Source organism: Mesorhizobium sp. M0854 (genome assembly GCF_040319815.1).
Taxonomy (GTDB): Bacteria; Pseudomonadota; Alphaproteobacteria; order Rhizobiales; family Rhizobiaceae; genus Mesorhizobium.
In genome coordinates this window covers 18436-31180 of the sequence record NZ_JAMYOL010000030.1, presented here as the reverse complement: position 1 = coordinate 31180, position 12745 = coordinate 18436, and the positions used below count along the sequence as shown (strand labels likewise).

Genomic DNA, 12745 nt, shown 5'->3' with positions numbered 1-12745 from the left:
ACATGCATTAGCTCATATGGACAATCGGAATTTGCCATGGCCCGATTGATTAATCCAACGAATGTTTCTAATCTTTAGCATCAGCATCAATGATGGATTAAGCCAATGAAAGCGCCGCTCGATCTCGATCAGTTGCAGACCTTCATCTCGATTGTCGACACCGGCAGCTTTACCCGCGCGGCGGAAGCGGTGCATCGGACCCAGTCTGCGGTGTCGATGCAGATGCGGCGGCTGGAGGAACGGATCGGCAAGCCGCTGTTCGAAAAAGACGGCCGCACCAACAGGCTGACCGAGGAAGGCGACAGACTGCTCTCCTACGCAAGGCGGCTGCTCTATCTCAACAAGGAAACACTGGCCGCCTTCGACGACCGCCGGCTCGAAGGCACCATCCGCATCGGCACGCCGGACGATTATGCCGATCGCTTCCTGCCAGAGATCATGGCGCGGTTTGCCCGTTCCAACCCGCATGTCGAACTGACCGTTATCTGCGAACCGACGCCGGGACTGGTCGAACACATCAAGCGCGGCAATCTCGACCTGGCGCTGGTGACGCACAACGACGCGCGCGGCCAGTCGGAAGTGGTGCGGCGCGAACCGCTGCTGTGGGTTACCTCGGCCAACCATGCGACGCATGAGCAGCCGATCCTGCCGATGGCCTTCGGCCGGCCGAACTGCATCTGGCGGCGGGCCGCCGCCGACGTGCTCGATCAGCAGAGCCGCGACTATCGCATCCTGTTCACCAGCTTCTCTGCCACCGTCATCGCCGCCGCGGTGCTTTCCGGCCTGGCGATCTCGGTGCTGCCGGAATGCGCCCTGCGGCCCGGCATGCGGGTGCTGGGCGAGGCCGATGGTTTCGGCGCCCTGCCCGATTGCCGCATCGGCATCATGCGCGGTCAGACCTCGCGGCCGGAGATCGTCGACGCGCTTGCGCGCCACATTTCGGAGAGCCTCGACAATATTTCCGTGCCACTCGGCGAGGAGACCGGCACGTTCGACTTCGCCGCCCTCGCCTTCGCCAAGATGAAGCGGACCAAGCCGAACCAGATCCTGCCGGGCTGGTGATCGCGCGATTGGGGCGGACATCGAACACGGCCGCCTTGACGCCGGCCAGCAATCGTCCCCCAATCGGCCGATGAGCGACGCAGCATCCGAATCACGCACCAACGCCACCGAATATACGGTGAGCGAGATTTCCGGCGCGCTGAAGCGTACGGTCGAGGACGTCTTCGGCAATGTACGGGTGCGCGGCGAGATTTCCGGCTATCGCGGACCGCATTCCTCCGGCCATGCCTATTTCTGCCTGAAGGACGATCGCGCGCGGCTCGACGCCGTGGTGTGGAAGACCACGATGAGCCGGCTGAAATTCCGTCCAGAGGAAGGCATGGAGGTGATCGCCACCGGCCGGCTCACCACCTATCCCGGAAAATCCACCTACCAGATCGTCATCGACAATCTCGAGCCCGCCGGTGCCGGTGCGCTGATGGCGCTGCTGGACGAGCGCAAGCGCCGGCTGCAGGCCGAAGGCCTGTTCGACGCGGCGCGCAAGCGCAGGCTGCCGTTCATGCCCTGCGTCATCGGCGTCGTCACCTCGCCGACAGGCGCCGTCATCCGCGACATCATCCACCGCATCAAGGATCGGTTTCCACTGCACGTGTTGGTCTGGCCGGTGCGGGTGCAGGGCGAGACGGCGGGTGCGGAAGTGACCGCTGCCGTCAACGGCTTCAACGCACTGCCATGGGACGGCGCCATCGCGCGGCCCGATCTGTTGATCGTGGCACGCGGCGGCGGCAGCCTGGAGGATCTGTGGGGCTTCAACGACGAAGCGCTCGCCCGGGCCGTCGCCGCTTCGGGTATTCCGGTGATTTCCGCGGTCGGCCACGAGACCGACTGGACATTGATCGATCTGGCTGCGGATGTGCGGGCGCCGACGCCGACAGGCGCCGCCGAGATCGCCGTGCCGGTCAAGGTCGACCTCGAAGCGACGCTTGCCGGCCTTGGCGCGCGGTTGAAGACCGCACTGTCGCGCAATTTCGAACGCAAGCGGCAGGCGGCACGCGCGGCCGCCCGGGCGCTGCCCTCGCCCGACCAGTTGCTGGCGCTGCCGCGGCGGCGCTTCGACGAGGCGACGAGCCGGCTCGGCCGGGCGCTGTCGGTCAGCGTCGAGCGCAAGCGAGCCAGGCTTCTGGGGCAGCGGCTGACGCCGGCGACCTTGTCGCGGCGCATGAACGAAGCCCGCACTCTGACCCGCCGCGACCTCGCCCGAGCGCAAGCGGCGTTCTTCGCCATCGTGCGCGAGCGTCGGGCGCGGTTTTCACGCACGGCGACCAGACTGTCACCGGCGCCGATCGCCAGACGGCAGAAACTGCAAGGCGATGCACTGCTGGCACTGACACGGCGGCAGGACCAGGCGATTTCAAGACGGCTGGACCGCCTGCGTGGAAAACTGACGCAGGCCGACCGGCTGCTGGCGACGCTCTCGCACAAGGCCGTGCTGGCGCGAGGCTTTGCGCTGGTCAAGGATGTGGACGGCGCCGTGGTCAAGCACGCGGCAGAAGTTGTGTCGGGGATGGCGCTTTCACTGGAGTTCGCCGACGGCACCGCCGATGCAGTCGCCATCAGTGGCACGACGCGGCCCAAGACGGTTGCCAAGCCCGCGGCCAAGCTCAAGGCGCCGGGCGGCCAAGGTTCGCTTTTCTGAGGGTGACCAAGACTTCTTTGAGGGTGAAATGACCGACCCGCATCTTGCGACGCCCTCGGGCAAACTGCGCGCCCGTGCCTTCGCGATCCCATTCGAGGGCGCGCCAGGCCGCTTCAATGCCATCACCGATGTGCCTGGCGTGATGGTCGGCTATATCACGCTGATCTCAGGGGATGGGCCTCTCGTCGTCGGCAAGGGTCCGGTACGCACCGGCGTGACCGCGATCCTGCCACGGCCCAGAGACGAGTTGGCCGTCCCGGCGTTTGCCGGCGTGTTCAGTGCCAATGGCAATGGCGAACTGACCGGCTCGCATCTGATAGAGGAGCTCGGAGCGTTCAATCTTCCCATCACCATCACCAACACGCATTCCTGCGGCGTCAGCCGCGACGCAACGTTGCGCTGGATGCAGACGGTGCTGCCGCAATCGCTCGACAGCGCCTGGGCGCTGCCGGTGGCGGGCGAGACTTACGACGGCTTCCTGAACGATATCAACGGCCACCATGTGAGCTTCGAGCAGGTGTTTTCCGCGCTCGAAACGGCTGAAAGCGGGCCGATCGAAGAGGGCAGCGTCGGCGGCGGCACAGGCATGATCACCTTCGGCTTCAAGGCAGGGTCCGGCACATCCTCGCGCAGCGTCGATTGGAATGGGGAGCGTTTCACGATCGGCTGCTTCGTCCAGTCGAATTTCGGTGCACGACGAAACCTCGTGATCCGTGGCATCAGAGCCGGAGCGGAACTCGCCGAACCGGCGACCCGGGACAACACGCCGCGAGCGGAAAAGAGCTCCATCATCGCGATCGTCGCCACCGATGCGCCATTCATGCCGCACCAGTTGAAACGGCTGGCGAAACGCGTGCCGCTCGGCGTCGCGCTGACCGGCGGCTATGGATATAATTCATCTGGCGATATTTTTCTGGCCTTCAGCACGGCCAATGCCGATGCGGCGCGCGGCGCGGCCGGCAAGCTGGTCAGCGCCGGCTATATACCGGATGCCGACATCAACCCGTTCTTCGACGCCGTCGTTCAGAGCGTGGAAGAGGCAATCCTCAATGCTCTGGTCGCCAATGAAGACATGACCGGGCGCGACGACAATTTCGTGCCAGCGTTGCCGGAAGCATGGCTCGAGGAGAGATTTGGCAAAGCTGCGCGGCGATAAGACCGCGCAACTGCATCAGACAGGCAATGTTCGCCCGGCAGGTTTTGCCGGGGGGCGGTCCGTCAGCCGGCAGGCTTGTTGGAATTCCGCTCGTCCTGATCGGCCTCGGCCGCCTCTTCGAGCCTCGAAGCAATGAGCTCCTGAATGTCGCCGACCTCTTCCTGGATATCCTCCAGGGGTATGCCGGCTTCGGCGGCCTTGGCCGCACATTCCCTGGCGAGGGTCTCGGCCTGCTTCTCGATCCTGGCTGGCGAGGGCTGGCAGTGGACTTTTTCGCCAATCCACCCGCGCAAGAACTCGATTGCGTGTTCACTCATACTGCTGTTTCCCTAGCGGCTATGCCGGTTGGTAATCATAAACGTCGGCATCTTCGAAAAGATGCGTGCTGCCATTCGAGCCGAGTCGGCTTCGCCCGGCAAGCCGAACTTGTCCGAGGTCCACAGAGCTGAAGGGAATGGAGGGTTCAAGGAGCACGTTCTAGTTCTTGAGGACTGATTCTCTCGACGAAACTCGTTCGACCCGCGCTATTGTTTCTATTTGCTTTTTTTCGGTTTTCAAGCCGTTTTAGATCACAATAGATGTCACAATGACTAGCACATTTACCGCGCTCTCGCTGGCACGACGTAAGAGGCGAGCCGTCAAAGCCGCCGCTATATAGTGATAACCATTTGCAATGTCGACTCTGCTTGCGGTCCTGCTTCTTTCCGCCGCGCTTGCTGGGAGATATGTGGTGTGACGGGCCTTGCCGTGCAAGCTGCCGAGCGCCTCATGCAAGGCATGCAATAGCGTCTTGTGGAAACCCTGAAGTGCTTGTCTCAGGGTGGCTCTCTACCGCTGGCGGTAAAGGATCATGCCGGCATGATAGAGGACGCCTTCGACGAACTCACCATCCGCGGTGAAGCCCTCATCGTCCCAGTATTCTATGTGGTTGCCGTGCACTTCATAGCGTCCCCGGTAGGCGCTTTCGCGGTCACCGCGCGCTTCGTAATAACGGCCGTTCGCCAGGAGTTCGTGCCTGATATGGCGATCCTCGGTGACCCACATTCCGACATAGGGATGAGCTTGGTGCGTCATTGGTTCCTCCGCAAGGATTGGAGTTGCAGGAAGGGTCAGGCCGGTTGGAGCTACAGCAACGGCAATACCCGTAAGCACTGCGGCCAAAGTGGATCGCATCAATGCGCCGCCTTCGTCGGACGCACGACTATCTCGTTGATGTCGACATCGTCGGGCTGTTCGATTGCATAGCGCACTGCCCTGGCGATGGCATCGGGTTTCAGTGCAATAGCACGCCAGCTTTTCATGGCGGCGGCAGCGGCTTCGTCGGAGATCGTGTTCGCCAGCTCGCTTTCCACCACGCCAGGATGAATGCAGGTTACGCGGATATCGTCACTCTCCTGGCGGAGCCCATCGGAAATCGCGCGGACAGCGTATTTCGTTGCGCAATAGACGGCAGCCGTGGGCGAGACGGCCAGTGCGCCAATGGAACCGATATTGATGATGTGACCGGAGCCGCGTGCCGTCATCTCGGGCAGAACCGCCGCGACGCCGTACAGAACACCCTTGATGTTGACGTCCACCATCAGCTCCCACTCGTCGACCTTCATGGCTGCCATGGCCGACAGCGGCATGACGCCCGCATTGTTGACGATGACATCGACCTGGCCCCATTCGGCCCGGGCTGCCTCGGCGAATGCTGCGACATCCGCCCTCCTGGTGACGTCGAGCGCTCGCACGCGAACCGTTCCACCAGCTGCCTCGATTTCGGCCGCAAGCGCTTCAAGGCGGTCGGTGCGGCGTGCGCCGAGCATCAGCTTCGCACCTGCCGCGCCAAGCTCGCGGGCAATGCCAGCGCCGATGCCGCTGGAGGCACCGGTGATCAGAACAACTCTGTTCATGGTCATCGAGATGATCCTTTTGGTCTGTGATTATTTTCACGATGTGAAGGGATTGGGTGCGGGTGAGCTCCCGCGGCGCGCCGGCCCTATTGGGGGGCTCACTGGGCGGTGTAGCCGCCATCGACCAGAAGCAAGGCCCCGGTGATGAAGCTGGACGCCGGCGAGGCAAGAAAGGCGATGGCCTCGGCAACTTCTTGCGGCTGGCCGATCCGGCCGATTGGATGCGCGCCGCCGAAGCTGCGCAGCATCTCCCGGCCATTCTCCACCACGCCTTCCATGATGTCGGTTTCGATCACGCCAGGGGCAACGGCGTTGCAGCGAATGCCCATGCGCCCGTATTCGATCGCGATCACCTTGGTCAGCTGTGCGACAGCCGCCTTGGAGGAGGCATAGGCCGCCTGCGTCTCGAAGGCCGCGACGGCCGAGATCGACGAGACATTGACGATCGCGCCGCCACCGCCGGCGGCCATCAGTTCCACAGCGGCACGGGCAGTGACGAAGCTGCCGCGCGCGTTGATCTGCAGAATGCGGTCATAGTCGTCGACCGAGGTCTCAGTCAGTCGTTTGTTGAGCGTGCGACCGGCATTGTTCACGACGATATCCAGTCGTCCGAAGCGCTTCGCGGCGAGTTCGACCGAGCGTCTGGCCAGGTCCTCATCGGCGACATCGCCGGCCAGCGTTGCCACATCCTCGGCTTCCAATTCGCGTACGCTGTCGCTGAGATCGCTTGCCACGATCCGGGCACCCCGCGCCCGCAGCAGTTCCGCCGCGCAACGGCCGATGCCACGTGCCGCGCCGGTCACGAGGGCGACCTTTCCATCCAGGTTCCAGGAGGAAGGCAGTGATGTCATGGGGTATCTCCTTGGTCAGCCGGCATCGACCTGGATCGGGGGATCAAGCCTTTCTTGCCGTTGCGACAGAGATAGAGCCATGGCATTGTCGCGATAACCCGCCCGCCGTTAACCTATATGGTAAGTTTGGCTAACCAATGGACATCGATCTCAATGCAATTGCCGTCTTCGTCACCGTGGCCGAGGAACGCAATTTTCGCGCTGCGGCAGACCGGTTGGGCGTGACGCGCTCAGCGGTCAGCCAGAGCATCCTCAGGCTTGAACAGCGCCTTGGCATCGCATTGCTGCAGCGCACGACACGCAGCGTCAACCTGACCGAAGCGGGCGAGCGCCTGCTGGCGAGCGTCGCACCGGCGATCGCCGACGTGAACGCGGCAATCGAAGCCACCACGGAGTTGCTGGACCGCCCGCGCGGCCGCCTGCGGATCGCGGTTTCGTCTATCGCAGAGGCCTTTCTGTCAGGACCATTGCTGGCGTCCTTTGCAGAAAGATTTCCCGAGGTGCATCTGGATATTGTGGTCACCGACGAGGAATTCGACATCGTTGCCGAAGGCTATGATGCGGGAGTGAGGCTCGGCGAAGTGATCGAGCAGGACATGATTGCCGTGCCGGTATCGGGCGATCAGCGACAGATGGCCGTCTGCGCCCCGCGCTATCTCGAAAAGTTCGGAGCACCCGCCCATCCGCGCGAGCTTGTGGCACGTCGATGCATCGGCTGGCGGCCGGCGCCGGGAGTTTCGCCCTATCGCTGGGAGTTCGGCGAGGACGGGCGCGAGTTCGACGTGGCGGTTGCGCCCGAGATCACTACCAACGACATGTGGCTGATGATCCGGCTGGCCGTTGCAGGCGCCGGAATCACGTTCGGCATGGCCGATACATTCCGCCCCTGGCTCGACCGCGGCGAGCTCGTGCCAATCCTCGACGGCTATCTTCCGCCGTTTGCGGGTTTCTATCTCTATTTCCCAAGCCGACGAAATATCGCGCCGAAGCTGAGAGCCCTCGTGGATCACCTGCGCGGCGCGCGTCAGGCGCGGGACCGCGGGTGAGCGCTACGGGATCGTAGTGAACGCTCGGCGCTATTGGTCAGAAACCTGGCTGAAAGCTGAATGGTACCGTTGGCTGGGATCGAACCAGCGACCTCCGGATCCACAATCCGGCGCTCTAACCATCTGAGCTACAACGGCACGTTTGCCTGAGCGGGATCGAGATGAAACGTTCGGGACCCGCTCTGTCGTTCGGCGATGCGTCCATACGGGCTATCGGAGTTTAATTCAAGGCTTTTGGCAAGGCAAAAGCTCGCTCCGGCATCGAGTCATTTTCCGCCGGACAAAAGAAAAGGCCGGCGGGAGGAGGTGCCGGCCTTTTCCTGTTACGAGCCAGCGGGAGGAGGTGCTGGCTGGTCACCCCGGTGGGCAGAGGGAGGAGGTTCCACCCGCCGGGTATTCACTTAAACCACTATATCGCACATCTATTTGTCTGACGAAATGCGACCTTTTGATGCATCGTCAAACTGTGCGCAAATATTAGGCGATCTTGATTTCTTTCACGGCCTTCTCGAAGGCGGTCTTGATCGGCTTGGATACGTCCTCGGCCGCCTTGGCAGCAACCGCCTGGAAGTCCTTAGCCTGCTCGACGGTCATTTCGACGCGCTTGCGCAGGAAAGCGGTCTGCAACTCGACGACTTCCGACAGCGACTTGGCGCCGATCAGCGCTTCGAAATGCGAGAAGCCGGCTTCGGCATTGGCGCGCAGGGCGGCGATGGTCTTGAGCGACAGGTCGCTGGAAACGGACTTGGCGGTCTCGTAGGTCGACTCCAGAGCCTTCTGGGTCTCCTCGGCGCCGGTCTTCAGCTTGGCATAGGCCTCTTTCGACTGCTCAACGCCCTTTTCGGCGAAGGCACGGATCTGGTCGGTGGCCTTCGAAGCGTCGAAGCTCGGGAATTCAACGTTTTCGATCGTTTCAGCGGTCTTGGTCCTGGACATTTTCCATCCTTTTCAGCGGCAGCGGCTTTGACAAAATGCCGTCTCGTTCATCTATCATGGCAATATAAAGGCAAATTTTGTGCATTGCAACATGTTTGTTGCATCGCACCATAAAATATTTGGTTCGCAGCGTTAACCACGCGCCTAGAGATTCCGCTGGTTGCACGCTATGACTTGTGGACCTTCGCGCCGTCGGCTTTTATTAACAAAGCGTTAACCGCAAATTGCCCGCTCTGTGAGGGTCGCCAAGCGCATGCCGGCTGAAAACTACTCCTTCCTTGACGTCGCCGTGCTCGACGCCGTCCGCCTGCGCTTCGCCGCAGGCGACGCGATCGCCATTCTGTCGGCAGATCTCGAGCAGGTGATCTGGGCCAACGGGCCCGGCGCGGCGGTATTCGGCTATCCGGACATCGGCGCTATCATCGGCGCCTCGGCAGGGTTGCCGCTGATCGCCCGGCGCCAGATCATGGCAACCAGCGGTTTTCCGCAGATCGGCCGCGACCGTGCCATCACGGTCCGGCTGGCGACCGGCCTGACCAGCCGCGCCGTCGGTTTCCTGGCCAGCGCAGTGACCATGCCTGATGGCGAGGAAGCCATCATGCTGGCCTTGCCGGCGGCGCAGACCGGCTCGCGAAGCGCCGCCGAGATCGCCGACCGCGCCATCGGTGGCTTTACGGAAGACGGCCACTACATCGCCTTTGTCGATGCCAAGGGCAATATCGACGCCGCATCGGACGGCTTTTCGGCGCTCGGCATCCGGCCTGAGACGCTGGCCGCGCTTGTCGCCGACGTGGCGAACGAGAGCGACCGCATCGTCAAGCGCCTGGTTCCGGGTGGGTCCAGCTCCTATCCCGCGGGCCTTGCCCGGCTGACGGACGAGCGGCACCTGCTGGTGATGATCGACGAGGACCGGCTTGACGGCGAGGCTCCCGGTGGCGAGCGCGCCGGCGGGGAAACCGAGGCGGCAACGGCACTGAGCGGTGGCGATCTCCCCCAGCCAGCGGACCAGGACAACGAGCAGCCAATCGCCAGCAGCGGCGCGGCGGAGATCGACCTTGCAGCGATGCAAGGCACCTCGGCATCGGCGGAGCACGAACCTGCCGACGCGACCGACGATCACCGCACGGTTGGCAACGCGCCGACGCAGCATGACCATTGGTACTTCAATGCCGGCGACGACGCGCACGTCCCGCCCGGGGCAGCTGCGTCCGGCAAAGTCGAGACCAGCCCGGACGCTTCGCAGGCCGGCGCGGATACTTCGCCGGAAAGCGCCGCAAAAGCCACCAAAGCCGCCTCCCCGGCCGAACACCGCGCTTCGGCGATCGATCGCACCGCCGCGCCCATGCGTTTCGTCTGGCGTACCGACGCGGAGGGCCGGTTCAGTGCCCTGTCGCCGGAATTTGCCGAGCTCGTCGGCAAGCCTGCCGCCGACGTGATCGGCCGCCGCTTCGAGGATGTTTCGGCCGCCTATGGCCTCGATGCTTCTGGCGAGATTGCCGGCCTGCTCGAACGGCGCGACACCTGGTCCGGCCGCTCCGTGCTGTGGCCGGTCGCCGGCACCGATCTGAAGATACCCGTCGATCTGGCGGCGCTCCCGGTTTACAGCCGCAGCCGCGTTTTCGAAGGTTTTCGCGGTTTCGGCGTGGCCAGGAGCGGCGATGCGGTGGTCGATCCGGATGCCGTCGGCATGGCCCTTGTCGCCGAGGAGAAACCTGCCGCGACCATCGGGCCGAAAGCCGTCGAACCTCTCCCCGAGACACCTAAACCCGCCGATCCGTTCAGGGGCGAAGTGCCGGCATTGACCATCGTGCCAAAACCCGAGCGGCGCTTTGCCGACAAGGTGATCCGGCTGGCCGAGCACCGGCAGCCGGCCAACGACAAGGGCCTGTCGACGCTGGAACGCAGCGCGTTTCGCGAGATTGGCGAGCGTCTCAAGAAGGACAGCACCCCGGCCGAAGAACAGCCCAGCGCCGGAAAGCAGAAGCCGGTTGCGAAAGTCGAGGCAGCCGGCAAGGCCGACGAGCCAAAGCTGAAAGAAGCCGGGCTGGCGGACAAGGGTGAGATGCCGGAACCAGGTCCGGAAAGCGAGGCGGCTGCCGCCGAACCGCCCGAGGCCGATGCCGAGGACCAGAAGGACCTCGCCCGACTTGACGGCGAGCAGCCGGATGAGGTGGAAGCAGAGGCGCAAGCCGGCGAACCCGTCACACGCCCTGTTTCCGGATCGCTGCTCGACTATGCCGACCGCGAACCCAGCGATGAGGCGCAGGAAGGCGTTGAGCCCAGCACGAACCGTCGAACGATCGTCGCCGAAGCGCCGCGGGATGGCGACGACGACAGCATGACAGCCGAAGACTTCCGTGACGCCGAGGACAGCGAGGATTGGTCCGAGGACAGCGCAGCCGCAGCCGACGCTGCCGGCCAGGTGCCGCCCGTCGAGCGGCCGCAGGCACCACCGCTCAAACTCGACGGCTTCGTGCCGTCGGCGTTTGCCGGAGAGGACAACACGGGGCCGGATACCTCGATCCTCGGCAAGCTGCCAGTGCCGGTGCTTATCCATTCCGGCGACCAGCTGCATTACGCGAACGACGAATTCCTCGGCTTGACCGGCTATGCGACGCTCAATGCCCTGGACGAGGCTGGCGGGCTCGGCGCGCTGTTTGCCGACCCTTATGCCGACGACGGCAGTTCGGATGGCGGCGACCGCGCTCTGCGGCTGAAAACGCGCGAAGGTCAGGAGTTTCCGATCGATGCGATTTTACGCTCCGTGCCCTGGGGAAACGGCAAGGCGCTGATGCTGGTCGTACGTCGTTCCGGCGACGACGAGGCAGCAGCCATTCCACATGGCGCCGCCGAAGACCAAACGCAGCCGGATGTTTCCGAGCTCAAGGCACGTATTGCCGAAATGCGCACTATCATCGACACCGCCACCGACGGCGTCGTGCTGATCGGCCGCAACGGAACGATCCGTTCAATTAGCCGTCCGGCGGAAGCGCTGTTCGGCTTCGACAGCGACGAGGTGACCGGCAAACCGTTCGTCTCGCTGTTTGCGATCGAAAGCCAGCGCGCGGCGCGTGACTATCTCGAGGGGTTGTCGGAGCCCGGCGTTGCAAGCGTGATGAACGATGGCCGCGAGGTGATCGGGCGCGAGGCGCAGGGGCGTTTCATTCCGCTGTTCATGACCATCGGCAGGCTGCCCAACGACAGCGGCTTCTGTGCGGTGGTGCGCGATATCACCCAGTGGAAGCGGGCCGAAGAGGACTTGACCCAGGCGCGCGCAGTCGCCGAACGCGCTTCGTCGCAGAAGACCGATTTTCTGGCCCGCATCAGCCACGAGATCCGCACGCCGCTCAACGCCATAATCGGCTTTTCCGAGCTGATGGTCGACGAGAAATTCGGGCCGGTGGCCAATGACCGTTATCGCGACTATCTGCGCGACATCAACCGTTCGGGCAACCACGTTCTCGACCTGGTCAACGACCTGCTCGACATTTCGAAAATCGAGGCCGGCCAGCAGGAGATGGCCTATGAGGCGGTGTCGCTTAACGACACACTGGCCGAAACCGTGGCGATGATGCAGCCGCAAGCGAACCGGGAACGCGTCATCATCCGCTCCAGCTTCGCCTCGCGGCTGCCGGAAGTGGTGGCCGATCTGCGCAGCGTGCGGCAGATCGCGCTCAACATCCTGTCGAACGCCGTCCGCTACACGCAGGCTGGCGGCCAGGTGATCGTGTCGACGGCTTACGAGATCTCCGGCGATGTCGTCATGCGCGTGCGCGATACCGGCATCGGCATGAGCCAGTCCGAGATCGAGCAGGCGCTGAAGCCGTTCAAGCAGATCAACGCGCTGAAGCGCGGCCGTGGCGACGGCACGGGTCTTGGGCTGCCGCTGACCAAGGCGATGGTCGAAGCGAACCGGGCCCGGTTCACCATCAACTCGACGCCCGGCGAGGGAACCCTGGTCGAAGTCGCCTTTCCCTCGACCCGCGTGCTCGCCGGTTAGCTATGGTTGCGCAAGAAAAAAGGCGTCCAACAGGACGCCTTGAGAAATTGGAATTGCTGTCACAACGGGGCTTGAGCGAATCAGATCCTCTCGGGGCTAAGAGGAACGGGATTTCTCCCTCAAGTTACGCACGACTATTGATGCCGGGCCTTAACAAATCCTT

The 12745-nt window shown here is 63.4% G+C and carries 10 protein-coding genes and 1 tRNA gene; 5 read left to right on the top strand and 6 right to left on the bottom strand.

The window, feature by feature from the left end:
* The first annotated feature begins 105 nt into the window (after window positions 1–105).
* From NKH99_RS27695 to NKH99_RS27685, 3 genes are all read left to right on the top strand, one after another.
* Window positions 106–1062, top strand: a complete 957-nt coding sequence (locus NKH99_RS27695; RefSeq protein WP_023680469.1) for a LysR substrate-binding domain-containing protein — start codon at window positions 106–108, stop codon at window positions 1060–1062.
* 70 nt (window positions 1063–1132) lie between these two features.
* Complete coding sequence (xseA, locus tag NKH99_RS27690) at window positions 1133–2698, top strand: exodeoxyribonuclease VII large subunit (RefSeq protein ID WP_352821925.1); 1566 nt, start codon at window positions 1133–1135, stop codon at window positions 2696–2698.
* Between the two features lie 28 nt (window positions 2699–2726).
* Window positions 2727–3854 (top strand): DmpA family aminopeptidase, encoded by a 1128-nt coding sequence (locus NKH99_RS27685; RefSeq protein ID WP_353016796.1) that lies wholly within the window; start codon window positions 2727–2729, stop codon window positions 3852–3854.
* Window positions 3855–3916: 62 nt separating this feature from the next.
* Here the strand turns inward: NKH99_RS27685 and NKH99_RS27680 are convergent, their stop codons facing one another.
* The 4 genes from NKH99_RS27680 to NKH99_RS27665 form a co-directional block, all read right to left on the bottom strand.
* On the bottom strand, window positions 3917–4171 hold the full coding sequence (locus NKH99_RS27680; RefSeq protein ID WP_023677464.1) for a DUF768 domain-containing protein: 255 nt from the start codon (window positions 4169–4171) through the stop codon (window positions 3917–3919).
* A gap of 511 nt (window positions 4172–4682) precedes the next feature.
* On the bottom strand, window positions 4683–5027 hold the full coding sequence (locus tag NKH99_RS27675; RefSeq protein WP_352768131.1) for an Atu4866 domain-containing protein: 345 nt from the start codon (window positions 5025–5027) through the stop codon (window positions 4683–4685).
* On the bottom strand, window positions 5027–5755 hold the full coding sequence (locus NKH99_RS27670; RefSeq protein ID WP_353016793.1) for an SDR family oxidoreductase: 729 nt from the start codon (window positions 5753–5755) through the stop codon (window positions 5027–5029). The genes NKH99_RS27675 and NKH99_RS27670 overlap by 1 nt, the downstream gene beginning before the upstream one ends.
* 92 nt (window positions 5756–5847) lie before the next feature.
* Window positions 5848–6600, bottom strand: coding sequence for an SDR family NAD(P)-dependent oxidoreductase (locus NKH99_RS27665; protein WP_353016791.1), 753 nt, complete (start codon window positions 6598–6600; stop codon window positions 5848–5850).
* Between the two features lie 137 nt (window positions 6601–6737).
* On the opposite strand from NKH99_RS27665, the gene NKH99_RS27660 reads away from it, so the two are divergent.
* Entirely contained in the window at window positions 6738–7646 is a 909-nt protein-coding gene (locus tag NKH99_RS27660; RefSeq protein WP_352616690.1) for a LysR family transcriptional regulator, read from the top strand.
* Window positions 7647–7707: 61 nt separating this feature from the next.
* On the opposite strand, the gene NKH99_RS27655 is transcribed toward NKH99_RS27660, so the two are convergent.
* Window positions 7708–7784 (bottom strand) — tRNA-His (locus NKH99_RS27655).
* 339 nt (window positions 7785–8123) lie between these two features.
* Window positions 8124–8582 carry a phasin gene (locus tag NKH99_RS27650; RefSeq protein ID WP_254819298.1) on the bottom strand — a complete coding sequence of 153 codons (459 nt, stop codon included), beginning with the start codon at window positions 8580–8582 and terminating at the stop codon, window positions 8124–8126.
* A 253-nt stretch (window positions 8583–8835) separates the two neighbouring features.
* Between NKH99_RS27650 and NKH99_RS27645 the strand changes: the two genes are divergently transcribed.
* Window positions 8836–12582, top strand: a complete 3747-nt coding sequence (locus NKH99_RS27645) for a PAS domain S-box protein (protein ID WP_353016789.1) — start codon at window positions 8836–8838, stop codon at window positions 12580–12582.
* The last annotated feature ends 163 nt before the right edge of the window (window positions 12583–12745 follow it).